This window comes from Albidovulum sp., from assembly GCF_008933605.1.
Taxonomy (GTDB): Bacteria; Pseudomonadota; Alphaproteobacteria; order Rhodobacterales; family Rhodobacteraceae; genus Albidovulum.
The window spans coordinates 1-23425 of the sequence record NZ_WBUS01000027.1; the positions used below are offsets into that span (position 1 = coordinate 1).

General features: G+C 66.9%; 28 protein-coding genes. 21 read left to right on the top strand and 7 right to left on the bottom strand.

The window, feature by feature from the left end:
* The 12 genes from F9K34_RS05845 to F9K34_RS05900 all read left to right on the top strand — a co-directional run.
* The coding region (locus F9K34_RS05845) for a 2-oxo acid dehydrogenase subunit E2 (protein WP_291335972.1) at positions 1 to 825 on the top strand (825 nt) is incomplete at its 5' end.
* Positions 822 to 1070 (top strand): acyl carrier protein, encoded by a 249-nt coding sequence (locus tag F9K34_RS05850; protein ID WP_291335973.1) that lies wholly within the window; start codon positions 822 to 824, stop codon positions 1068 to 1070. The genes F9K34_RS05845 and F9K34_RS05850, both read left to right, overlap by 4 nt.
* 151 nt (positions 1071 to 1221) lie before the next feature.
* The gene (locus F9K34_RS05855) at positions 1222 to 1818 is read left to right on the top strand and encodes a (d)CMP kinase (RefSeq protein ID WP_291336005.1); all 597 of its coding nucleotides are present in this window, start codon (positions 1222 to 1224) and stop codon (positions 1816 to 1818) included.
* A gap of 116 nt (positions 1819 to 1934) precedes the next feature.
* Positions 1935 to 3617, top strand: a complete 1683-nt coding sequence (gene rpsA, locus F9K34_RS05860) for a 30S ribosomal protein S1 (protein ID WP_291335974.1) — start codon at positions 1935 to 1937, stop codon at positions 3615 to 3617.
* Positions 3618 to 3906: 289 nt separating this feature from the next.
* Positions 3907 to 4188: an integration host factor subunit beta gene (ihfB, locus tag F9K34_RS05865; protein WP_291335975.1), complete on the top strand. Its 282-nt coding sequence runs from the start codon at positions 3907 to 3909 to the stop codon at positions 4186 to 4188.
* Between the two features lie 9 nt (positions 4189 to 4197).
* Positions 4198 to 4560, top strand: coding sequence for a LapA family protein (locus tag F9K34_RS05870; protein ID WP_291335976.1), 363 nt, complete (start codon positions 4198 to 4200; stop codon positions 4558 to 4560).
* 26 nt (positions 4561 to 4586) lie between these two features.
* Complete coding sequence (locus F9K34_RS05875; RefSeq protein WP_291335977.1) at positions 4587 to 5231, top strand: phosphoribosylanthranilate isomerase; 645 nt, start codon at positions 4587 to 4589, stop codon at positions 5229 to 5231.
* Complete coding sequence (locus tag F9K34_RS05880) at positions 5228 to 5674, top strand: GNAT family N-acetyltransferase (protein WP_291335978.1); 447 nt, start codon at positions 5228 to 5230, stop codon at positions 5672 to 5674. The genes F9K34_RS05875 and F9K34_RS05880 overlap by 4 nt, the downstream gene beginning before the upstream one ends.
* Before the next feature lie 14 nt (positions 5675 to 5688).
* Complete coding sequence (gene trpB, locus F9K34_RS05885; RefSeq protein WP_291335979.1) at positions 5689 to 6921, top strand: tryptophan synthase subunit beta; 1233 nt, start codon at positions 5689 to 5691, stop codon at positions 6919 to 6921.
* A gap of 328 nt (positions 6922 to 7249) precedes the next feature.
* Complete coding sequence (locus tag F9K34_RS05890) at positions 7250 to 7576, top strand: hypothetical protein (RefSeq protein ID WP_291335980.1); 327 nt, start codon at positions 7250 to 7252, stop codon at positions 7574 to 7576.
* A 96-nt stretch (positions 7577 to 7672) separates the two neighbouring features.
* The gene (locus tag F9K34_RS05895; RefSeq protein WP_291335981.1) at positions 7673 to 8206 is read left to right on the top strand and encodes a PT domain-containing protein; all 534 of its coding nucleotides are present in this window, start codon (positions 7673 to 7675) and stop codon (positions 8204 to 8206) included.
* A 47-nt stretch (positions 8207 to 8253) separates the two neighbouring features.
* Positions 8254 to 8802: a helix-turn-helix transcriptional regulator gene (locus F9K34_RS05900; RefSeq protein ID WP_291335982.1), complete on the top strand. Its 549-nt coding sequence runs from the start codon at positions 8254 to 8256 to the stop codon at positions 8800 to 8802.
* Position 8803: 1 nt separating this feature from the next.
* Here F9K34_RS05900 and F9K34_RS05905 read toward each other — a convergent pair whose 3' ends face one another.
* From F9K34_RS05905 to F9K34_RS05925, 5 genes are all read right to left on the bottom strand, one after another.
* Entirely contained in the window at positions 8804 to 9184 is a 381-nt protein-coding gene (locus tag F9K34_RS05905; RefSeq protein WP_291335983.1) for a DUF2237 family protein, read from the bottom strand.
* 32 nt (positions 9185 to 9216) lie between these two features.
* Positions 9217 to 10308 (bottom strand): calcium:proton antiporter, encoded by a 1092-nt coding sequence (locus tag F9K34_RS05910; RefSeq protein ID WP_291335984.1) that lies wholly within the window; start codon positions 10306 to 10308, stop codon positions 9217 to 9219.
* A 71-nt stretch (positions 10309 to 10379) separates the two neighbouring features.
* Entirely contained in the window at positions 10380 to 11072 is a 693-nt protein-coding gene (gene pth / locus F9K34_RS05915; RefSeq protein ID WP_291335985.1) for an aminoacyl-tRNA hydrolase, read from the bottom strand.
* 125 nt (positions 11073 to 11197) lie between these two features.
* The gene (locus tag F9K34_RS05920; RefSeq protein WP_291335986.1) at positions 11198 to 11809 is read right to left on the bottom strand and encodes a 50S ribosomal protein L25/general stress protein Ctc; all 612 of its coding nucleotides are present in this window, start codon (positions 11807 to 11809) and stop codon (positions 11198 to 11200) included.
* Between the two features lie 128 nt (positions 11810 to 11937).
* Positions 11938 to 13101 (bottom strand): alpha-hydroxy acid oxidase, encoded by a 1164-nt coding sequence (locus F9K34_RS05925; RefSeq protein WP_291335987.1) that lies wholly within the window; start codon positions 13099 to 13101, stop codon positions 11938 to 11940.
* A gap of 312 nt (positions 13102 to 13413) precedes the next feature.
* On the opposite strand from F9K34_RS05925, the gene F9K34_RS05930 reads away from it, so the two are divergent.
* The 4 genes from F9K34_RS05930 to rpsO all read left to right on the top strand — a co-directional run bounded on the left by F9K34_RS05930 (position 13414) and on the right by rpsO (position 16089).
* Entirely contained in the window at positions 13414 to 14070 is a 657-nt protein-coding gene (locus F9K34_RS05930) for an RluA family pseudouridine synthase (protein ID WP_291335988.1), read from the top strand.
* The gene (locus tag F9K34_RS05935) at positions 14067 to 14573 is read left to right on the top strand and encodes a DUF1643 domain-containing protein (RefSeq protein ID WP_291335989.1); all 507 of its coding nucleotides are present in this window, start codon (positions 14067 to 14069) and stop codon (positions 14571 to 14573) included. The genes F9K34_RS05930 and F9K34_RS05935 overlap by 4 nt, the downstream gene beginning before the upstream one ends.
* Positions 14574 to 14699: 126 nt before the next feature.
* On the top strand, positions 14700 to 15689 hold the full coding sequence (locus F9K34_RS05940) for a calcium-binding protein (protein WP_291335990.1): 990 nt from the start codon (positions 14700 to 14702) through the stop codon (positions 15687 to 15689).
* Between the two features lie 130 nt (positions 15690 to 15819).
* Positions 15820 to 16089, top strand: a complete 270-nt coding sequence (gene rpsO / locus F9K34_RS05945; RefSeq protein ID WP_291335991.1) for a 30S ribosomal protein S15 — start codon at positions 15820 to 15822, stop codon at positions 16087 to 16089.
* A gap of 66 nt (positions 16090 to 16155) precedes the next feature.
* Here rpsO and F9K34_RS05950 read toward each other — a convergent pair whose 3' ends face one another.
* On the bottom strand, positions 16156 to 16869 hold the full coding sequence (locus tag F9K34_RS05950; protein ID WP_291335992.1) for a hypothetical protein: 714 nt from the start codon (positions 16867 to 16869) through the stop codon (positions 16156 to 16158).
* A 267-nt stretch (positions 16870 to 17136) separates the two neighbouring features.
* Here F9K34_RS05950 and pnp point away from each other — a divergent pair, with 267 nt between their 5' ends.
* The 5 genes from pnp to F9K34_RS05975 all read left to right on the top strand — a co-directional run bounded on the left by pnp (position 17137) and on the right by F9K34_RS05975 (position 22753).
* The gene (gene pnp / locus F9K34_RS05955) at positions 17137 to 19290 is read left to right on the top strand and encodes a polyribonucleotide nucleotidyltransferase (RefSeq protein ID WP_291335993.1); all 2154 of its coding nucleotides are present in this window, start codon (positions 17137 to 17139) and stop codon (positions 19288 to 19290) included.
* 100 nt (positions 19291 to 19390) lie between these two features.
* The gene (locus F9K34_RS05960; RefSeq protein WP_291335994.1) at positions 19391 to 20101 is read left to right on the top strand and encodes a class I SAM-dependent methyltransferase; all 711 of its coding nucleotides are present in this window, start codon (positions 19391 to 19393) and stop codon (positions 20099 to 20101) included.
* Complete coding sequence (locus tag F9K34_RS05965) at positions 20098 to 20814, top strand: FkbM family methyltransferase (RefSeq protein WP_291335995.1); 717 nt, start codon at positions 20098 to 20100, stop codon at positions 20812 to 20814. The genes F9K34_RS05960 and F9K34_RS05965 overlap by 4 nt, the downstream gene beginning before the upstream one ends.
* Positions 20815 to 20893: 79 nt before the next feature.
* Positions 20894 to 21931: a glycosyltransferase gene (locus F9K34_RS05970; RefSeq protein ID WP_291335996.1), complete on the top strand. Its 1038-nt coding sequence runs from the start codon at positions 20894 to 20896 to the stop codon at positions 21929 to 21931.
* 12 nt (positions 21932 to 21943) lie between these two features.
* Positions 21944 to 22753: a glycosyltransferase family 2 protein gene (locus F9K34_RS05975; RefSeq protein WP_291335997.1), complete on the top strand. Its 810-nt coding sequence runs from the start codon at positions 21944 to 21946 to the stop codon at positions 22751 to 22753.
* Positions 22754 to 22759: 6 nt separating this feature from the next.
* On the opposite strand, the gene F9K34_RS05980 is transcribed toward F9K34_RS05975, so the two are convergent.
* Positions 22760 to 23413: a peroxiredoxin gene (locus F9K34_RS05980; protein WP_291335998.1), complete on the bottom strand. Its 654-nt coding sequence runs from the start codon at positions 23411 to 23413 to the stop codon at positions 22760 to 22762.
* Between the last annotated feature and the right edge of the window lie 12 nt (positions 23414 to 23425).

Below are 23425 nucleotides of genomic sequence, written 5' to 3' on the forward strand. Positions count from 1 at the left end.
GCGGCCAGGTCCCGCGCGGCCGCCGCTGGTGTCGCGCTCGCCGAGGTCGCCGGTTCCGGTCCGGGGGGCGCCGTCCTCCTCGCCGATGTCGAGCGGCATGTCGCTTCCCGGCCCGCCGGGCCGCCTGCCGTCCCGAAGGCGGCCAAGCCGGGTCTCGACATGGCGGAGATGCGCCGCGCCATCGCCGCCGCCATGAAGCGGTCCAAGCGCGAGATCCCGCACTACTACCTGAGCCACGAGATCGACCTTCAGACCGCACAGGAGGGCCTTGGCGCGCTGAACGTCGCCCGTACGCCCGACCGGAGGCTTCTGATGGGCGCGCTTCTGGTGCGCGCCGCCGTGCGCGCGCTGGCCAAGGTCCCCGAACTGAATGGCCGCTGCGAGGCCGGGGCGGCCCCGGCACCCTCGGAGGCGGTGCATTGCGGGATCGCGGTTTCCCTGCGGGGCGGCGGTCTCATCGCCCCGGCGATCCTCGACGCGCACACGAAGGAGGCCGATGCCCTCATGGCGGCGATGCGCGACCTCGTCGCGCGGGCACGGTCCGGGCGTCTCAGGATGAGCGAGATCACGCAGGGAACGATCACCGTCTCGAGCCTTGGCGAGAACGGCGTGGACGCGCTTTTCGGCGTGATCTTCCCGCCGCAGGTGGCGCTGGTGGGCTTCGGCACGCCCCGGGTCCGGCCGATGATCCGGGACGGCGGGGTGGCGCCGCGGCTTGCCGTGACCGTCAGCCTCGCCGCCGACCACCGCGTGAGCGACGGCCGCCGCGGCGCGATGTTCCTGGCCGAGATCGACCGACTATTGCAGGAGCCACTGACCCCATGACCCGCAACGAGATCCGCATCGCCCTTATCGCCGACATCACCGCCGTGGCTCCCGATCTCGACCCCGGCGCGATCCGCGACTCCGATCGGTTCCAGGACGATCTCGGCCTCGACTCGATGGATTTCCTGAACCTCGTCAGCGCGCTCCACGATCGATTCGGCCTGCCGATCCCCGAGGCGGACTATCCTCGGCTTGCGACCCTCGCCATGGCGCTGGACTATCTGGAGGCGGCGCTGCGAGCGTGAGCGCCACCGCGCTGCGCCTGCGGCGCCGAAGGAGGACCGGCAGCGAGCGCCGGTTCTCATGGCTGTCGTCTGCCGCGGGCGGCGGCCCCTGCGGGCCACCCGTTTGACCGGGGCGGGCGGCTGCGCTATGGCCCGGCAAACGGGGGCGGTGATGATCTTCACGGTGGCGATCGACGGGCCGGCGGCGGCGGGAAAGGGGACGATCTCGCGCGCCGTCGCGGAGCGCTTCGGCCTTGCCCATCTCGATACGGGACTTCTCTACCGCGCCGTCGGCGCGAAGGGCGGCGATCCGGTCGAGGCCGCGCGACAGCTGACGGCGGCCGACCTTGCCCGCGACGATCTGCGGACGCTGGAGGCCGGACAGGCCGCCAGCCGCGTGGCGGTGATTGCGGAAGTGCGCGCGGCGCTCGTCGAGTTCCAACGCCGCTTCGCCCGGCGAGAGGGTGGCGCGGTGCTGGACGGCCGCGACATTGGCACAGTGATCTGCCCGGAGGCGGAGGTGAAGCTCTTCGTCACCGCGAGCCCCGAGGTCCGCGCGCGCCGGCGCTGGCTGGAGGTCGGCGGCGACGAGGCCAGGGTGCTGGCCGACGTGATCGCGAGGGACAAGCGCGATGCGGAACGGGCGGCCGCGCCGCTGAGACCGGCCGAGGATGCGGTCTTGCTAGATACGACGGAACTCTCTATAGACGCAGCCGTCCATAAGGCGATCGAAGCCATAGAAAAACGGATGGAGCAGGGTCGGGCTTGAAGCTCCGGCCCTTTGTCTTTCTCCGATGGCCGGTGCGCCGGAGGGACATGCAACCAAAGACCGGCGGAGCCAACCGCATGGCCAGTGAAACACGATGCAAAGGAAACTGAACACGCATGTGCGCTAAAGCCACGATGGAGGAATTCGAAGCCCTCCTGAAAGAAAGCTTCGAGATCGACACGCCCGACGAAGGGTCTGTCGTCAAGGGCAAGGTCATCGCCATCGAGGCGGGCCAGGCCATCATCGACGTCGGCTACAAGATGGAAGGCCGCGTCGATCTGAAGGAATTCGCGAACCCCGGCGAACAGCCCGACATCGCGATCGGCGATGAGGTCGAGGTCTATCTCGACCGCGTCGAGAACGTGCGCGGCGAAGCGGTGCTGAGCCGCGAGAAGGCCCGCCGGGAAGAGGCCTGGGACCGTCTCGAGCAGGCTTACGCCAAGGAAGAGCGCGTCGATGGCGCCATCTTCGGCCGCGTCAAGGGCGGCTTCACCGTCGACCTGGGCGGTGCGGTGGCGTTTCTGCCCGGCAGCCAGGTCGATGTCCGGCCGGTGCGCGACGCCGGCCCGCTCATGGGTCTCAAGCAGCCGTTCCAGATCCTCAAGATGGACCGCCGCCGGGGCAACATCGTCGTCTCGCGCCGCGCGATCCTCGAGGAATCCCGCGCCGAGCAGCGCGCCGAGGTCATCGGCAACCTCTCGGAAGGCCAGGTGGTGGACGGCGTGGTGAAGAACATCACCGAATACGGTGCCTTCGTTGACCTCGGCGGCGTTGACGGCCTGCTGCACGTCACCGACATGGCGTGGCGCCGCGTGAACCACCCCTCGGAGATCCTGAACATCGGCGAGACCGTGAAGGTCCAGGTGATCAAGATCAACAAGGAAACCCACCGGATCTCGCTCGGCATGAAGCAGCTTCTGTCCGATCCGTGGGATTCGGTCGAGGCGAAGTTCCCGCTCGGCTCGGTCCACAAGGGCCGCGTCACCAACATCACCGACTACGGCGCCTTCGTGGAGCTGGAGCCGGGGGTCGAGGGTCTCGTCCACGTCTCGGAAATGTCCTGGACCAAGAAGAACGTCCATCCCGGCAAGATCGTCTCCACGAGCCAGGAAGTCGACGTCATGGTGCTGGAGATCGACCAGTCCAAGCGGCGCGTGTCGCTCGGCCTGAAGCAGACGATGCGCAACCCGTGGGAAGTCTTCGCGGAGACCCACCCGGTCGGCACCGTCATCGAGGGAGAGGTCAAGAACATCACCGAATTCGGTCTGTTCGTCGGCCTCGACAACGACATCGACGGGATGGTGCACCTCTCCGACCTCAGCTGGGACCAGCGCGGCGAAGAGGCGATCCAGAACTACCGCAAGGGCGACGTCGTCAAGGCCGCGGTCACCGAGGTGGACATCGAGAAGGAGCGCATCTCGCTCTCCATCAAGGCGCTCGATGCCGACACCTTCTCGGATGCGGTTGATGGCGTGAAGCGCGGCTCGGTCATCACCGTGACCGTGACCGCGATCGAGGATGGCGGCATCGAGGTGGAGTACAGCGGCGCAAAGTCGTTCATCCGCCGTTCGGATCTCGCCCGCGACCGCGCCGACCAGCGGCCGGAGCGCTTCCAGGTGGGCGACCACGTGGACGTCCGCGTGACCAACATCGATCCGAAGACCCGCAAGCTCGGCCTGTCGATAAAGGCGCGCGAGATCGCCGAGGAGAAGGAGGCCGTGGAACAGTACGGTTCGTCCGACTCGGGCGCATCGCTCGGCGACATCCTCGGCGCCGCGCTGAAGGGCTCGAAGAGCTGAGACCGCGACCCGCGGTCTTGAACGGCCCCGCCTCGCGCGGGGCCGTTTCACTTTGCCGAATCGCCGTTGGCCTGCCGGACGCGGGCCGCGATCGGCAGCCACAGCCCCTGCGGATGCTGCATTGCAGTATCCCGCTTGCTGCGCAAAGCGCCGGTCGAAGCGCCCATCTCACGCAGAATTCCCCGCCTTTCCAATGGCTTTCCTGTTTGAGGCCGCGCCGAATGCGCCTATAGTCGGCGCACAACAACGCGGCCGCCATCCGGGGACGGCACGCACAGGGGGGCTCCGAATGATCCGGTCCGAACTCATTCAGAAGATCGCCGACGAGAATCCGCACCTTTACCAGCGCGACGTCGAGCGGATCGTGAACACGATCTTCGAAGAGATCATCGAGGCGCTGGCGCGTGGCGACCGGGTCGAACTCAGGGGCTTCGGCGCGTTTTCCGTGAAGAAGCGCGACGCCCGCACCGGCCGCAATCCGCGCACCGGCGAATCCGTCTCGGTCGAGGAGAAGCACGTGCCCTTCTTCAAGACCGGAAAGCTCTTGCGGGACCGCCTGAACGGGGGATAATCCTCGCTCATGCTCCGTTTCCTCCGCTTCGTCTTTCTCGCCGTCCTTGCCATCGTCCTCGTGGCCGTGGCCTCGGCCAATCTCGAGGTCGTGACGCTGCGGCTTCTGCCGGCCGAAATGGACGCCTTCCTCGGTGTCAGCTGGTCGATCGAGGTGCCGCTCTTCCTCGCGATCTTCGCCGGGATCGTCGCGGGGCTGGGCATCGGCTTCGTCTGGGAATGGTTCCGCGAGGCGAAGCACCGCGCCGCCGCAACAGAGCACCGGCGCGAGGCGGGGCGGCTGGAGCGCGAGGTGAAGCGCCTGAAGGATGCGCGCCCCGAGCCCGAGGACGAGGTTCTGGCGATCCTCGAGGGCCGCGGCACCGGCCGCTGACGTTCCGGTCCCGGGGGGAATCTTCGATGTCTGTTCGCGTCAAGATCTGCGGCCTGAAGGAGCCCGCCCATGTCGCGGCCGCGGTCGCGGCGGGGGCGGCCTACGTGGGCTTCGTCTTCTTCCCGAAATCCCCCCGCCACCTCGCCATCCCCGCCGCCACGGCGCTGGCCGCCGAGGTGCCGCCGGGCGTGGCCAAGGTGGCCCTTACCGTGAACGCGACTGACGCCGAGCTTGATGCCATAGCCGGCGCGGTGGCGATCGACATGCTGCAACTCCACGGCGCCGAAGGCCCCGACCGCGTGGCCGAGGTGCGCACCCGCTACGGCCTGCCGGTGATGAAGGCCGTGGGCGTCGCCGACGAGGCCGATCTGGCGGCGATCCGGACCTACGGGAAGGTCGCGGACCAGCTTCTCATCGACGCCAAGCCGCCGAAGGGCGCGGCGCTGCCGGGCGGCAACGGGCTTGCCTTCGACTGGCGGCTGGTGGCGCGGAAATACTGGCCTTGCCCCTGGATCCTCGCCGGCGGGCTCACGCCCGAGAATGTCGCCACGGCGATCCGCCTTACGGGGGCGCGGCAGGTCGATGTCTCCTCCGGCGTCGAAAGCGCACCCGGCGTGAAGGACGAAGCGCTCATCCGCGCCTTCATTGCCGCCGCCCGGGGCGCGGCATGATCCGCTTCCGCGAGGCACGGCGCGAGGATGTGCAGGACGTCGTGGCGCTTCTGGCCGACGACGCGCTTGGCGCCGCCCGCGAGGGGAGCGACCTTGCGCCCTATCTCGCCGCGTTCGATGCCATGCAGGCCGAGGCCGGAAATACCCTGATCGTGGGCGAGGAGGCGGGGCGGATCGTCGCGACCTACCAGCTCACCGTCATCTCGGGCCTGTCGCTTCGCGCCAGCCGCAGGGCGCAGGTGGAATCGGTGCGCGTGGCGGCGGACCTGAGGGGCCGCGGGATCGGCGCGGCGATGATGGCCGACGCCGAGACGCGCGCGCGGGCGGCGGGCTGCCGTCTGGTCCAGCTTACCTCCAACGCCGGGCGTGAGCGTGCGCGGAAGTTCTATGAAGGCCTCGGCTTTACGCCATCACACATTGGCTTTAAACGCGACCTGTCCTGAGAGGAGGCGCGAGAATGCCCGAAGACCGCATCAATTCCTTCATGACCGGTCCCGACGAGCGCGGCCGGTTCGGCGACTTCGGTGGGCGCTTCGTGTCAGAGACGCTGATGCCGCTCATCCTCGATCTCGAGGCCGAGTACGAGAAGGCCAAGACCGATCCGTCGTTCTGGGCCGAGATGGACTGGCTCTGGAAGCACTACGTCGGCCGGCCCTCACCGCTCTACTACGCGGAGCGGCTGACCAGGCACCTCGGCGGCGCGAAGATCTACATGAAGCGCGACGAGCTGAACCATACCGGCGCGCACAAGATCAACAACGTGCTGGGCCAGATCATCCTCGCCCGCCGCATGGGCAAGACCCGGATCATCGCGGAGACCGGCGCGGGCCAGCACGGGGTGGCTACGGCCACGGTCTGTGCCAAGTTCGGGCTGAAGTGCGTCGTCTACATGGGGGCGCACGACGTGGAGCGGCAGGCGCCCAACGTCTTCCGCATGCGCCTGCTGGGCGCCGAGGTCCATCCCGTGACCTCCGGCCGCGGCACGCTCAAGGACGCGATGAACGACGCGCTCAGGGACTGGGTCACGAACGTCCGTGACACCTTCTACTGCATCGGCACGGTGGCGGGCCCCCATCCCTATCCGGCGATGGTCCGCGACTTCCAGTCGATCATCGGCAAGGAGGTGCGCTGGCAACTGGCGGAACAGGAGGGCGAGGGCCGCCTTCCCGATACCGTCATTGCCGCCATCGGCGGTGGGTCGAACGCGATGGGTCTCTTCTTCCCCTTCCTCGACGACCCGTCCGTCCGCATCATCGGCGTCGAAGCCGGTGGCAAGGGCGTGGACGAGCGCATGGAGCACTGCGCCAGTCTCACCGGCGGGCGGCCGGGCGTGCTGCATGGCAACCGGACCTATCTGTTGCAGGACGCGGACGGCCAGATCCTCGAAGGTTTCTCGATCTCGGCCGGGCTCGACTATCCCGGCATCGGCCCGGAGCATTCCTGGCTGCACGAGACCGGGCGCGCGCAATATGTGTCGATCACGGACAAGGAGGCGCTGGAGGCGTTCAAGCTTTCCTGCGCCATGGAGGGGATCATCCCGGCGCTGGAGCCGAGCCATGCGCTCGCCCATGTCATGAAGATCGCACCCGACCTGCCGAGGGACCACATCGTCGTGATGAACATGTGCGGCCGGGGCGACAAGGACATCTTCACGGTGGCCAAGCACCTCGGGGTCGAGATCCGCACCTGATCGTCTGGCCCCGCGGCCGATTCGCAGCGGTCGCAGGGCCTGCGCCCGTCGACCGCTTTCGGCGGGCGATACGGTTCACGGCTGCCCCGATCCCGTCACCGGATTGCCGGATCGTCGCCCGATCGGCGCCAACACGGGGGCTCAGAAGTCATTGGTCACTGCCGCGCGCCGATCTTTTCTGCCATAAACCAGGGTTTATGCCCCTGTCTCGGCGGTTTATGGCGCCGGTCGGCGATTACTGTTCCTCTTCCCCCATGCGGCGGTCCGTGCCGAGGGGGTACGTCCGGGGCGCTGGCGACGGTGACAACCTGCACACAGGGGAACAGAAATGATGCACCACAAGGATCTCGCTTCGGCACCGCAACAGCGCCTTGCGATCATGCTTCCGCCCGCGAACCTCTCGGGCGTGGTCCGCGACCAGTTGCGAAGGATGACGTCGGAAGGGTTCGCCGACATCGACGTCCGCTGGAACGCGAACGTTCTGGCGATCGAGGCGCGCGGCGAGTCGGGCTACGTGCGCCGGGTCTTCAACTGCACGGGCGCCCGCGTGATGGAGAAGATCGACCGGGGCGGAATCGGTGTCGAGCGGTTCTATGACGCGGACGGGATTACCCTTCTTTCGGAAGCGATCTTCGACTCCTGGAACGATCGTTGACACGCGGGAAACCGCGGCTCCCGAATGCCGCAATTATCCTTGTGAACGCTTCGGGTTAGCCCAAATATCGCCACGTGGGGACGGTGTGTTGTGGGCATGACAAGACGCGGACTTCTCCTCTCTGTCGCGGCCGCAGCCGTGACATCGGCCTTCCCGGCCGCGGCGCGGAATGTCGAAAGCGACGTGACCGCCCGGCTGCGGCGTGAAGGCTTCCGCATCGTGAGCCGGAAACGCACCCTGCTCGGACGGGTCCGGGTCCTTGCGGCGAAAGGCAAGTTGCAGCGAGAGGTCGTTTTCGATCCGACCTCGGGCGACATCCTGCGCGACTACATCAGCGACGGCATCGACACCCGCGTGGCATCGCGCGAGGGCGGCGGCTCGGGCTCGGCAAGCTCCGGGACCGGCGACGGCACCGGGACCGATGGTGGAACCGGTCCGGACGGTGGAACGGGCACGGACGGTGACGCCGGCACGGGTGGCGGCACCGACGAGCCGACGAAGGAGCCCACCAAGGAGCCGTCGAAGGAACCCAGCAAGGAGCCGTCGGAGGAACCCTCCGAGGAGCCAACGCGGGACCCGCGCCGGGACCGGCGGTCGAAAACGAAAGAGACGTCCGGTGTCGGCGAATAGGCGCCTCCGCTGCCACGGCCCGCGAAGCTGCGGGCCGGGAGGTCGCCATGCGTGACCGGATCGCCGTGTTCCTCCTGCTTTTTCTCCAGGTGCTCTGCGCCGCCGTTCTCGTCGGTGGAACACTGCTGACGCTCCTTGGCATCCAGCATCGGCCGATCGACTGGGAGATCCGCGAACTCCTGGAGATCGGTGCCGTTCTCGGCCTCGTCTTTGGCGCGCTCCTCAGCGTGATCGTCCTCGGTCGCATGCTGAAACGCCAGAAGCGGGCCGAGGAACAGTTGCGACAGGTGTCCGGCGCCTTCATGGAGCTGATGCAGACGCGGTTCCGCGACTGGGGCCTGACCTCGGCCGAAAGGGACGTTGCGCTTTTTGCGATAAAGGGTCTGTCGACCCAGGAAATCGCCGTCCTGCGCGGTACCGCCGAGGGCACGGTGAAGGCGCAGACGAACGCGATCTATCGCAAGTCGGGCGTCAGCGGGCGTCCGCAACTCCTGAGCCTCTTCATCGAGGACCTGATGGATGACGAGATGCTGCCCGCGCCGGTCCCGGCCCCGCCGCCCGAGCCGGAGGAGGCGGTGCTTCGGGCGACCGGATAGGTCACTCCACCGCGTAGAGCCTCAGAACTTCGATCGGTACGACGTCGAGCGCGCTAAGGTGCGTCGCGGCCAGCCGCACGTTCGGCGCACAGCCTTCCTCGTGCGCTTGCAGGAACCGTCCGGCACAGAGGCACCAGTTCTCGCCGGGCCTGACCCCGGGAAACCGGAGTTCGGGCCGCGGGGTGGAGAGGTCGTTGCCGACGTATTTCGAATAGGCGAGGAATTCGGCGGTCATCACGGCGCAAACCGTGTGGCTGCCGCGGTCCTCGGCGCAGGTGTTGCAGTGCCCGTCGCGGAAAAACCCCGTAAGCGGCGCCGTGGAACAGGGTTCGAGCGGGCCGCCGAGGACATTGACAGCGTCGTATCTGGACGGATCGGTCATGCTTGTGGCACCTCGGATGGCTTGTCCCTTCCTCACGGGACGGCTGACAGAAGCAGGAAGATGCAGAAGATTACCAGATGGACGGCCCCTTGCAGCACGGTCGTGCGCCCGGTGCCGAGCGTGAGCCCGCCGACGAACAGGGTCAGGAGCAGAAGGATCATGTCTTCCGGCGAAATGCCAAGAACCAGCGGGTCGTCGCGCAGGAGCGACGCGATGGAGACGATGGGAATCGTCAGGCCGATGCTGGCGATTGCCGAGCCCAGCGCCAGGTTCATGCTGTTCTGAAGCTGGTTGGCCAGGGCCGCGCGCACCGAGGCGATGCCTTCGGGCAGAAGCACCAGCGCCGCGATCACGACGCCAAGGAAGCTCTGCGGCAGGCCCGCCGACAGGATCAGCGTCTCGATCGGCTTGGAGATCGCCTTGGCGAGGAGGATGACGGCGGTGAGCGACAGGAGGAGAAGCGCGAGCGACAGGAACGCGACGGTGCCCGAGGGCCTTTGGGCCGCGTGCGAGACCGGCGCCGTGCCAACGAAATAATCCCGGTGCCGCACCGTCTGCACGAAGACGAAGACCACGTAGAGCGCAAGCGACGCCACGCCGATGACGCCGAGTTGAACGGGGGCGTAGAACGGGCCGCGCACTGCACGCGTGAAGTTCGGAAGGATCAGGGCGAGGGTTGCCAGCGTGCCCAGCACCGCGAGCGCCGCCGCGGCACCCTCGATCCGGAAAACCTGCTCGCGGTGACGCCAGCCGCCGGTGATCAGGCAGAGGCCGACGACCCCGTTCAGGACGATCATCAGCGTCGCGTAGACCGTGTCGCGCGCGATCATGGTGCTTCCCGGCGTGTCGGTGCTGAGGATCGAGACGATCAGCGCAACCTCGATGATCGTCACCGCCACGGCCAGAAGGATGGAGCCGAAGGGCTCCCCGAGCCGGAGGGCAAGCAGCTCGGCGTGATGAACGGCCGCGAACACTGCCCCACCCAGTGCCACGGCGCAGATCATCAGCCCCGGAAGGTTCGACGTCTGGATGTGGTCGAAATGCTTGACGATCAGCACCGCGGCGGCGGCAAGCGGCATGAAGACCGGCCAGATGAGGGTTCTGCCGGTCGTATGGCCAGTCATCGGCGCTCCCTTTCGTCTGCAATCATGCTTCCCAAACCCCCGGCGCAGTCAATCGACGCGTCCCTCGGCGCTCACCGAAAGCGGTCGAGAAGGCGTTGAAGCGGCGAAGGCGCCGAAGCTTCGGCGGTGCCCGGTTCCGGTTGCCCCGGGCGCGGCACCGGGTTGCCTCCGTCTTGCGCCGGCGCGGACGAACGCGGTGGCGCGGTGCGCAGTGCGACTGCGTTCATGAACCGCGCCGCGGCGCCCTCGGCAAGCGCAGGCGCCCCGTCGGAAATGCCTTGCAGGACGTCGTCGAGCCAGTCCTGATCGGCCTTGGCGAAGTCCGAAAGCACATAGGCCGAGACGCGGTCCTTGTGGCCGGGGTGGCCGATGCCGATGCGGACGCGCACGTAGGCATCTCCGATGTGCTGGTGGAGCGAGCGGAGCCCGTTGTGACCGGCGTGGCCGCCGCCCTCCTTCACCCGGCACTTGCCCGGCGAGAGGTCCAGTTCGTCGTGGAACACGGTGATGTCGGCGGGCTCCAGCCTGAAGAAGCGCATGGCCTCGCCCACCGACTGGCCGGACAGGTTCATGAAGGTCATCGGTTTCAGCAGCACCACCCGCTCGGTGCCGAGCCGGCCTTCGCTGACCTCGCCCTGGAACTTGGCGCGCCAGGGCGCAAAGCCATGGTCGGCGGCGATGCGGTCCACCGCCATGAAACCGACGTTGTGCCGGTTCATCGCGTATCTGGCCCCGGGGTTCCCGAGGCCCACGAAAAGTCGCATGGCTCACCTCGCGCTGGCAGGGGAAAGGTAGATGCGGCCGGGGTCGTGGGCAAGCGTCCGCGCCGCCCGGAAACGAAAAGCGGGGCCCGAAGGCCCCGCCGGTCGGGCGCAAGGCGTGACGGGGATTATTCCCCGGTGCTCTCGCTCTCTTCCTCGGCCGAACGCAGGCCCGACGGGGCCGCGATGTTGGCAATGACGAAGTTCCGCTTGATCGTCGGCACGGCGCCCTTCGGCAGCTCGACATCGTTGATGTGGATGACATCGCCGATCTCGCGCCCCGTGAGGTCCACGGTGATGTGATCGGGAATGTCGCCCGCGGTCACTTCCAGTTCCACCTCGGGGCGCACGATTGTCAGCGTGCCGCCCTTCTTCAGCCCCGGCGCCTTCTCGTGGTTCTCGAAGGTGACGTGGATGAAGAGGTTGATGCGGCTCGCGCGGTGCAGGCGCATCAGGTCGATGTGCGTGGGGAGGTCCTTCACGACGTCGCGCTGGACGCTGCGGCAGATCACGCGCACGTCGTCCTGGCCTTCGACCTTCAGGTTGAAGAGCGTGGACAGGAAGCGGCCGGCCTTCAGCCGCTTCAGCAGCGCGTGGTAGTGGATGTTGATCGGCTGCGGCTCCTTGCCGTCGCCGTAGACGATGCCGGGTACGTAGCCTTCGCGACGGGCTTGACGGGCGGCCCCCTTGCCTGTCCCCGTCCGTACCTCGGCGATAAGATCGGGGATCTCACCAGCCATTGGTCTCTCCATGGTGTTTAAGGGCATCCTCCAAGGGTGCATGCCCATGAAGGCGGGCCTATAGGATGGATCGGGCGCGAAGGGAAGCGGATTCTGCGCGTCCGGGCTTTTCGGCGCCGGGTCCGGCTTCAGCGGTAGCGGTCAAGGAAGTCCGCGGGCAGCAGCACGTTATGACGCCCGAGCGAGCCTGCCTTCGTCTCGCCGCAGAGCGCCATGGAGACGTCGAGCTCCTTGTGGATGACCTGAAGCGCCTTCATCACCCCCGCCTCGCCCATCGCACCGAGCCCGTAGACGAAGGCGCGGCCGATCATCACGCCCTTCGCGCCGAGCGCGAGCGCCTTCAGCACGTCCTGCCCGGACCGGATACCGCCATCCATCCAGACTTCCGTCCTGCCGCCGACCGCCGCCGCGATCGCAGGCAGCATCCGGATCGACGAGAGCGCGCCGTCGAGCTGCCGCCCGCCATGGTTCGACACGACGATGGCGTCGGCGCCGATGGCCGCCGCCTTCTCGGCATCCTCGACGTCGAGGATCCCCTTCAGGATCACCTTGCCGCCCCACATGTCCATCAGCTTGCGGATCTTGTCCCAGTTCAGCGCCGGGTCGAACTTCTCCGCCGTCCAGGCCGAGAGCGAGGAGGGGTCCGAGACGCCCTCGACATGGCCGACGATGTTGCCGAAGAAGCGCCGCTTCGTCTGCAGCATCTCGATGCCCCAGGCCCATTTCGTGGCCAGGTTCAACATCGTCGGGATCGTGAGTTTCGGCGGGGCCGAGAGGCCGTTCTTCAGGTCCTTGTGGCGCTGCCCGAGGACCTGCAGGTCCACCGTGATGACGAGCGCCGAGCAGCCAGCCGCCTTCGCCCGGCCGATGATCGCCCGGTTGAAGGTGTCGTCGTTCAGCGTGTAGATCTGGAACCAGAAGGGCTTCGACGTGTGCGCCGCCACGTCCTCGATCGAGCAGATCGACATGGTGGACAGGGTGAAGGGCACGCCGAACGCCTCGGCCGCGCGGGCTGCCTTGATCTCTCCATCCGCGTTCTGCATTCCCGTCAGCCCCACGGGGGCAAGCGCGACGGGCATGGCAACCGGCTGTCCGATCATCTCCGTCGCGGTGGAGCGACCGGTCATGTCGACGGCGATCTTCTGCCGCAGGCGGATCTCGGCGAAGTCCGTGACGTTCTCGCGGAAGGTCTGTTCGGTCCAGCTTCCTGATTCCGCGTAGTCGTAGAACATCCGCGGGACGCGCCGGCGGTAGCGGCGCTTCAGGTCGTCGATGCAGGTGATGACGGGCATGGCACCCCCTCGATTGATCCCCGGATTGGTCATTCCACCTTACCAATTTGGCGTTGCCCTGGCAATGCGCATTCCGACCTGCACTCGTCCGCCGCGGCCGCGGTCCCGGCAGACCCGGGCCGCTTGCCCTAGGATCCGACCTTCGCGGCCGATGCCACGATCCGCATCATCTGCCACGAGATCCTGCGGGAACCTGCCGCAGGACCGGGCGAAGGCGGGGCACGTCCTCATGATGATCCTCGACGTGACGCTGGACCGACTGCGCGCGGAGAGGTCTCTACAGGGCGCCCGCCGCGTGCTAGGGCAGCGCCCATGACCGATGCCAGCTATGCCCCGCCCGACGCGCCGCTCAGCGTGATCCACGCCGATCACGCGATCATCGTCCTCGACAAGCCCGCCGGCCTCCTGACCGTGCCGGGCAAGGGCGAGCATCTGGCCGATTGCCTGATCTCCCGGCTCCAGAAGCTGCACCCCGAGGCGCTTCTGGTCCACCGGCTGGACCGCGACACCTCGGGCGTGATCGTCTTCGCGCTCACCCGTCACGCGCAGCGCGTCCTGTCGGCGCAGTTCGAGGACCGCAAGACGAAGAAATCCTATCGCGCCCGGCTCTGGGGGCACCTGATGCCGAAGGAGGGGCGGGTCGACCTGCCGCTGATCGTCGACTGGCCGAACCGGCCGCGCCAGCATGTGGACAGGGTGAACGGCAAGCCGGCGCAAACCGACTGGAAGGTGCTCGGCCATGATCCGGACGGGACCACGCGCGTGCGCCTGTTCCCGCTGACCGGACGCAGTCACCAGCTCCGTGTCCACATGGCCGAGCTTGGCCATCCGATCCTCGGCGACCCGCTCTACGCCGAAGGCACGGCGCGCGATTTTCCGCGGATGATGCTCCACGCCGAGAGCCTGAGGTTTTCCCATCCCGAGACGGGGAAGGGGGTTACCTTTGCCGCGCCCTGTCCCTTCCGATGATCGAGCGTCATCACCAGGCACGGGGGCTCCGTTCGTGGGCGCGCTGGTCCCCCTGCGGGGCCTATCGCTATCTGCTGGAGCGCGCCTGGGGAGAGGGTGGCACGCTTCTCTACATCCTTCTCAATCCCTCGACGGCGACCGAGGCGGAGAACGATCCGACGGTGGCGCGTTGCGACCGGCGGGCGCGGGCGCTGGGCTACGGCGGCTTCGCGGTGGCGAACCTCTTTGCCTGGCGCGCCACCCGGCCCGCCGACCTCAGGCACGCGGCCGATCCCGTGGGACCGGAGAACGACGCGGCCCTGATGGAGGCGGTGGCCGGGGCGTCCGCGGTCCTGTGCGGCTGGGGCGCGCATGGCGCCCTTCTGGGGCGGGGGCCGGCGGTGGCGGCGAGGCTTCGGACCGCAGATGTCGCGGTCTGCCATCTCGGGCTTACCCGCGACGGCCAGCCACGCCATCCGCTCTACGTTGCTTATGCCGTGGCTCCGCAGCCCTGGCGGGAATGACGCCGCAAACTGTCGAAAAGTCTCCGGGTCGGCGCCGGCATTGGCGCCGAATTAACGCATCTGCCCTCCAATCCGGGTCGGGGTGCGCCGGCTGTGGGAGGCCGGCGTCAAATTGCGGGGTGCGTCATGTTGATGCTGGCTGGCCTGATGGGCCTCCTCATGGTGGGTCTGGCCGTCGATTTCACCGGGGGCGTGAAGCCTGACGAGGACGAGGGCGAAGCGGAGGGCGGCGGCGGCAGCGAAACGCAGGCAAGCGAACCGTCCCTCGACGGGAACCCGCTGGCCGAGGTGATCGGCGGAAGCGACGGGGGCGACATCCTCGCCGGAGGCGAGGGCGCCGACGCCATCGCCGGCCTCGGCGGCGACGATCAGATCGGCGGCTACGCAGGCGACGATACGCTCCTTGGCGGCGAGGGCGCCGACGCGGTGCACGGCGGGGCGGGCGACGACGTGATCGGAGGCGACGCCGGCAACGACACGCTGACGGGCGCCGCGGGGGCCGACACGCTCCTTGGCGGGGCAGGCGACGACATGCTTGCCGGATGGGACGGCGACGACACGCTGTCGGGCGACGACGGCGATGACAGCCTCGTCGGCGGCGGCGGAGCCGATGCGCTGCTCGGCGGCGCGGGCAATGACGCGCTCGAGGGGGGGCTCGGCGACGACACGCTTCTCGGCGGGCTCGGGCAGGATACGCTGATGGGCGGCGACGGGCATGACGTGCTGGATGGCGCGGAACCACAGTGGGACGGCACGGACATGGACCTGCGCGACTTCCTGAACGGCGGCGCCGGAAACGACACGATCACCGTCGGGCAAGGCGACTGGGCCAATGGCGGAACCGGGGCCGACAGCTTCCTTCTGCACGACTGGCTGGCAACCGGGACCGGGCCCGCGACCATCGAGGACTACACGCCGGCCGAGGATCAGCTGGTGATCCTCTACGATCCCGTCATCCACCCCGCCCCCGAGGTCACGGTGGAACCCGATCCGGCGCCCGGCGATGCCGTCCGGGTGCTGATTGACGGGGTCCTCATCGCGCGGGTTCTCGGCAATCCGGATCTGACGGCGGACCAGATCGAGCTGGTGGCCGAGAACGAGGTGCGGGCAGGCTGACTCCGGAAAGGACTTCCCTTCGGCCACGATTCCTTCTATAGGCCCGCATCCGCACTTGCGGAAACCTCCAGGGGCCCTGCTGGACGACATCCCGGCTTGCGCCATGACCCTCTTGCGAAAGGAGACCCCGATGTCGATCACCGCCGAAGAAAAAGCCCGCGTGATGAAGGAATTTGCGACCAAGGCCGGTGACACCGGTTCGCCCGAGGTCCAGGTCGCCATCCTGTCCTCGCGCATCGCCACGCTGACCGAGCATTTCAAGAGCCACGCGAAGGACAACCATTCGCGCCGGGGCCTCCTGAAGCTCGTCGCCCAGCGCCGCAAGCTGCTCGACTACCTCAAGCGCTCGGACGAAGGCCGCTACGCCAAGCTCATCGAGCGCCTCGGCCTGCGCCGCTGAGTTCGGTCTCACCGACGGATCGGAACGCCCGTGCCGCAAGGCGCGGGCGTTTTGGTTTACGCATTCTCAGTTGGACAGCTTGACCCGGCTCACCTTCATCCCACGAGACGTCATTACGTATTCGAACATTCGCTGCGAATAGACGCCGTGCTTGAGGTAGAATTTCTTCGACTTGAATGCGTCGGGCTGCTTCAACGGATCGTAGCGGCCAGAAATCTGGGCAACGCCGTCGATCCAGACCTGAACCGCGAATCCGCCCTTGCCATCAAAATCGACCAGAACGGTCAACTTCTGCTCCGTTCCGTCGCGCCGAACCGTGCCGCGCGAGAGCTTTTCGTTCAGGGCGCCGCGAATACAGTTCTCGCCCTCTCCCGTCTTGATGTCACTTTTCAACAAGAGCCTGCCGTTCGGCGTGACATCGATACTGAACGGCGGCGCGCAGCCGAAACGCCCATCGTGCACCTGAAAGATCGTGAACTGCTGGATTGAGCCGCTTGTCATGGTGACGTTCGTTTCGAAAAGATACGCTCCCTTCGCGGATGGCGAGATACTGTCTGTATTCACCTCGGCGCGCTGCGCGAATGTTCCGCCCTTGCAGCGGTTCCGGCTCGTCCTGAAGGTCCACACCCCGCCGCTTCTGGAAATGGCGCCGGGATCGGCACCGCAAGAGATGGTCCAATTGTTCAACGGATTGGCCGCCACCGGATCTCCGCTCAATCCCGTGAAGGTCGCAACGAGTATCACCACGAGCAGTATTTGCAGAGTGATTGCATCCCTCATTCGTCACTCCCGGGTATCACCCTTCCGACTACACCCAATCAACCGCACCGGATTTCCAGCCGTTGTTCAAGTCTAACAGATGGCCCACCGCCCGCTACATCCCCGCTTCCCAACCGCCCCCTTTTCCTGTATGGCCCCCGTCCATCTGTGACGTGAGCCCATGCCCCCGGGCGCATGCGAAGGATTGGGGGCGGCGGCAATGGGGCCGCCATAGGAACGGGAGACACGGGGAAGGGCCCCGTCGGTGCTCCCTTGAGGAAACGACATATGTTCAACATCACCAAGAAATCCATCCAGTGGGGCCAGGAAACGCTCACACTGGAAACGGGGAAGGTTGCCCGTCAGGCTGACGGTTCGGTTATCGCCACGCTCGGCGAGACCTCCGTCATGGCCAACGTGACCTTCGCCAGGCAGGCGAAGCCGGGGCAGGACTTCTTCCCGCTGACCGTCCACTACCAGGAAAAGACCTACGCCGCCGGCAAGATCCCGGGCGGCTTCTTCAAGCGCGAGGGTCGTCCTTCCGAAAAGGAAACGCTGACCTCGCGCCTGATCGACCGGCCGATCCGCCCGCTCTTCGTCGAGGGCTTCAAGAACGAGGTGCTGATCATCTGCACCGTTCTTTCGCATGACCTCGTCAACGATCCCGACATCGTCGCGATGATCGCGGCCTCGGCGGCGCTGACGATTTCCGGTGTGCCCTTCATGGGGCCGATCGGCGCGGCGCGCGTGGGCTTCTCGAACGGCGCCTATGTGCTGAACCCCGAAGTCGCCGACATGGACAACCTGCGCTCGAACCCCGAGCAGCGGCTCGACCTCGTCGTCGCGGGCACCAAGGACGCCGTGATGATGGTGGAATCGGAGGCCTATGAGCTTTCGGAGGCCGAGATGCTGGGTGCGGTGAAGTTCGGCCACGAGCAGATGCAGCCGGTGATCGACCTCATCATCGACTTCGCCGAGGATGCCGCTAAGGAGCCGTTCGACTTCACGCCCCCGGATTATTCCGCGCTTTACGCCAAGGTGAAGGCCGCCGGTGAGGCGCAGATGCGTGCCGCCTTCGCGATCAAGGACAAGCAGGAGCGGACGAACGCCATCTCGGCCGCCGCCGCCGCCATTGTCGCCGCGTTGTCTGAAGAAGATCAGGCCGACGCCAACCTCGGCTCCGCGATCAAGAAGCTGGAATCCTCGATCCTGCGCGGCGACGTCGTGTCGAACGGCATCCGCATCGACGGCCGGGACACCCGGACGGTCCGCCCGATCGTCTCGGAAGTCGGCATCCTGCCTCGGACGCACGGCTCGGCGCTCTTCACCCGCGGCGAGACGCAGGGCCTTGTGGTCACGACCCTCGGCACCGGCGAGGACGAGCAGATCATCGACGCGCTGCACGGCAACTTCCGGTCCAACTTCCTGCTGCACTACAACTTCCCGCCCTATTCGGTCGGCGAGGTTGGACGCTTCGGGCCTCCGGGCCGGCGCGAGATCGGCCACGGCAAGCTTGCCTGGCGCGCGCTGCAGGCGGTGCTGCCGGCGCCGACCGACTTCCCCTACACGATCCGCGTCGTCAGCGAGATCACCGAGTCGAACGGCTCCTCCTCGATGGCCACGGTCTGCGGTTCGTCCTTGTCCATGATGGATGCAGGTGTGCCGCTCAAGGCGCCGGTCGCCGGTGTGGCGATGGGCCTCATCCTCGAAGCGGACGGCAAATGGGCGGTGCTTACCGACATCCTCGGCGACGAGGATCACCTCGGCGACATGGACTTCAAGGTCGCGGGCACGTCGAACGGTATCACCTCGCTCCAGATGGACATCAAGGTCGCGGGCATCACCCCCGCGATCATGGAGCAGGCGCTGGCGCAGGCGAGGGACGGGCGGATGCACATCCTCGGCGAGATGGCGAAGGCGATCTCGGCGGGCCGCGCCGAGTTCTCCGCCCACGCGCCCCGCATCGAGACGATGACCATCCCGACCGACAAGATCCGCGAAGTGATCGGTTCGGGCGGCAAGGTCATCCGCGAGATCGTGGAAGTCTCTGGCGCCAAGGTCGACATCAACGACGACGGCGTGATCAAGATCGCCTCGGCCAACGCCGACTCGATCAAGAAGGCCTACGACATGATCTACTCGATCGTGGCCGAGCCCGAGGAAGGCAAGATCTACACCGGCAAGGTGGTGAAGCTCGTCGACTTCGGCGCCTTCGTGAACTTCTTCGGCAAGCGTGACGGCCTGGTGCATGTCAGCCAGATCTCCGGCAAGCGCCTGACCCATCCGAACGAGCTTCTGAAGGAAGGCCAGGAAGTGAAGGTCAAGCTTCTCGGCTTCGACGATCGCGGCAAGGTCCGGCTCGGCATGAAGATGGTCGACCAGGAGACCGGGCAGGAAATCGTGCCGGAGAAGAAGGAAAAGGAAGAGCCCGCCGAGGGCTGATCCTGCGGGGCCCCCGTCCGCAGGGCGGGGGCACTTTCACATTGGCGGCGCTGCGTCGCGCCGATAGAAAGCGTGAAACGCTCCTGCGACGCGAGCCCGCATGGACTACACCTTCATCGACCCACCTAAGCCCAGCCTCGCGCGCTGGTGGCATGTCAGCCGATCCTTCCGGGGAGAGTCGGTGCTTCGCATGCTCGAGTACGAGCATCTTTCGAGCCTGGACATCTCGGGACGCGTGCTCGACATGGGCGGAGGGAGGAAGGCACGCTACCTCCGGCTTCTTCCCGCCGGTCTGACGGTGGAGTCGGTCAACATCGACCCCGGTATCGAGCCGACGCATCTGGTACGTCCCGGCGAACCGCTGCCGCTTCCGGACGACAGCTTTGACGCGGTGATCTGCTTCAACACGCTCGAGCACATCTACGATGCCGTCCCGGTGCTCGAGGAACTGTACCGGGTCGTCAAGCCCGGCGGGGCCGTGCATGTCATCGTGCCGTTCATGTTCCGCATCCATGGCCATCCGGACGATTATTTCCGCGCGACGCCAAGCTGGTGGCGGGAGACTTTCGACCGCACGGGATTCGCGCGGCTCGATCTGATGCCGCTGGTCTGGGGGCGCGGGGCGACGCGGGCGGTCGTGCCAGGCCTGCATGGCGCCTTCCCACGGGCGCGGATGCACCTGGCAATGCTGTTCGACGTGCTATTCGCGGCATTGATGCTGAAGGGCGATCGAATCTCCGGGCGGCGCGGAGCCAGCATCTGCGGCACCGCGCCGGGCTGGTTCATGACGGGATGGAAAGGCAAGGCATGACCGAAAGGCAGAAGTCGCCGTTTCGTGGCCTGAAGCTGGTGCTGTTCCGGCTGCTGCGCCGCACGACGGTCACCCTTGACGGACTGACCATCAGTTGCGACCCGTCGCTGGTGCCCCGCTCGGTGGCGACGGCGCTGATCAAGGGAAGCTACGAGGCGCCTGAACGCCAACTGGTCGCCGATGCCATACGCCCCGGTGACAGGGTGGTCGAGATTGGCACCGGCGTCGGTCTGGTCAGCCTGTTGTGCAACCGCCTTGCCGGCCCCGGGAACGTCCTGTCCTTCGAGGCGAACGCGGCGCTGGAACCGGTGATCCGTGCCAATTTCAACCTGAACGAAATGACGCCACGGCTACGGCTCAAGGCGGTGACGGCCGACGGTGCGCCCGTCACCTTCTTCCGGAACGAGAACATCGTCTCCTCCTCGGTGTTTGACCGCGGGCTCGCGGCCGAACGCGTGACCGTTGAAAGCGAACCGATCGACTCCGTGCTGGAGGAGGAGCGCGCGACAGTCCTGGTGATCGATGTCGAGGGCGCCGAGGTCGGTCTTCTCGCTGCGCGTGGCATGGACCGGCTGCGCGAGATCATTGTCGAGACCCATCCCCATATCGTCGGCGATGCGGAGACGGAGGCAATGATCGCGGGACTGGAGGCGCGCGGGTTTACGGTGACAGGGCGGATCCACAAGAACGTGCGGCTCACGCGAAAAGTCTGATGCGGTGCAACGTTTCTCACGCGCTGCGGCGCCGTCGACCCCGGAAGGCGCTTCCGCTGCCCAGCCAGGAGGCGGGCGCGTGACCGACACCCCCCTCCGCGTGATCCACTTCCATTTCGGCAAGGAAGGCGGGGCCGAGCGGTTCTTCGTCAAGCTGGCGCAGGCGCTCGCCCGGCGCGGCGTGGAGCAGCGCTTCATCATCCGTCCGAACCGCAGCTGGGACGCAGAGATCGCGGCGCTCGGCCCGGTGATCCGCAACAACTTCCGCGTCACCTCGCTCCTGACGCCGCTTCTGCATTGGCAGGCGGATCGCTGGGTGAAAACCTGGAAACCCAACGCCGTGATGTCATGGATGCCGCGGGCGGCGCGGCTCGTGCACAGGTGGCCGGGCGTGGTCAAGCTCAACCGGATGGGTGATTTCCCCCAGAACCTGAAGCATTTCGACAATTGCGACCTGCTGGTCGGCAACGTGCCGGGCATCGCCCAGACTTGCCGCAAGCTCGGCTGGACAAAGCCCGCGATCACGATTTCCAACTTCACCCCGATCGTCACGCCAGTGCCGGTTCCCCGCGCGTCCCATGACACGCCCGAAGGCGTATTTCTCGTCGCGGCCGGCGGTCGCTTCCAGCCGCGCAAGGCGCTCGACACCGCGATCCGCGCCATCGCGCGCATCCCCGGCGCCTGGCTCTGGCTGATCGGCGACGGCCGGCTGCGGCCCGACCTGGAAAAGCTCGCTGCGGATTTGGGTGTCGCCGACCGCATCCGCTTCGTCGGCTGGGTGGAGAACCCCGTTCATCACATCGCCTCGGCCGACGCATTCCTGCTGCCCTCGCGCCACGAGCCCCTGGGCAATATCCTGCTCGAGGCCTGGGCGGCGGGCGTGCCATCCGTTTCCACCCGGTGCGACGGACCATCCTGGTTCATGCGCGACGGGATCGACGGCTTGATGGCCGACATCGACGACGACGAACAGATCGCCACCGCCCTGATGGCGCTGCGCGACGACCCCGCGGCCGCGCGCGTCTTTGCCGCCAACGCGCGCGCGCGGCTCGACGAGTTCTTCTCGGAAGACGCTATCTGCAACGACTATATGCGGGTGTTCCGCGGTGAGTTCTGAGGGGAGCCCGGCATGAAACTGCCCCTGTCCGCCTTCATCATCTGCCAGGACGAAGAGCACTTCATAGGGCCCTGCATCCGCAGCCTCGGGATGTGTTCCGAGATCGTGGTGGTGGACAGCGGGTCGCGGGACCGCACGCTCGAACTGCTCGAGGCCCTCAAGGCCGAGGGTTATCCCCTCGTGATCCTGAAGGAGAAGTGGCGCGGATATGGCGGGCAGAAACAGTTCGCGATGGAACAGTGCACGCAACCCTGGTGCCTCTCGATCGACAGCGACGAACGGGTGAGCCCGCTCCTCGCCGCCGAATTGCCCCGCCTGATCGCCGTGCCGGATGTCGCCGGCTGGCGCGTCACGCGGTACCCGTATCTCGACGGTTTCGGCTATGCCCCGCCCCAGGCGAAGGAACGTTACAATCTGCGCATCCTGCGAAATGGAGCGGGGGCCTTCGATCCGGCCGACAAGGTGCACGAAGGTCTCAGGATGACCGGCGAGGTCCGGAACTCGCCGCGCGGCGGGCTTCTGCACTTCCGGCCGATCACGCTCCACGAGCAGTTTCTCAAGGAAAACAAGTACTCCACGCTGAAGGCCGAGATGCGGGCCGAACAGGGCCGCCGGGCGCAGCCCTGGAAGATGGCCGTGAACCCGTGGCTCTATTTCCTGCGACTATACTTCCACAACGGCCTGTGGCGCTGCGGCTGGGCGGGCTTCATCCGGGCGGCGACCGGCGGAGTCTACGCCTTTCTCACCGAAGCCAAGCGCTGGGAACGCGAGGCCATTGCGCGCGTACCACCGGTGGAGCCGAAGGATCCGCAAGGCTACTGAGGCGCGTCACCCCGTCAGCTTGGCATACCGCAGGTAGGGCAGGACCTTGTTGATCTTGCCGAACTTCGCCTCGGCCGCCGCGTCGTCAAGCGCGAGCGGCACGATCACATCCTGTCCTTCGGTCCAGTTGGCGGGCATCGCCACGCCCCGCGCCGCGGCGGTCTGCAGGGCGTCGAGGGCGCGCAGCACCTCGGCGAAGTTGCGGCCGACATTCATCGGGTAGGTCATGGACAGCTTCAGCTTCTTGTCCGGCCCGATGATGAAGACCGAGCGCACCGTCTGGCTGTCGTTCGGCGTGGGGTTGTCGGGCAGGTAGGCCTCGGCCGGCAGCATGTCGAAGGCCTTCGACACTTCCAGCCCGGTGTCGGCGATGATCGGGAAGGCGGCGACGGCATCCGCCGTTTTCTCGATGTCGCGCTTCCAGCGCTTGTGCTCCTCGACGCCGTCGACGGAGATGCCGATGACCTTCGTGTTGCGCTTCGACCATTCCTTGGCAAGCTGCGCCACCGCGCCGAACTCCGTCGTGCAGACCGGCGTGAAGTCTTTCGGGTGCGAGAAGAGGATCGCCCAAGTGTCGCCGATCCAGTCATGGAACCGAATCAGGCCCTGGTCGGTCTGGGCGGTGAAATCGGGAACCGTATCGTTGATCCGCAGGCCCATGGCAGTCTCCTT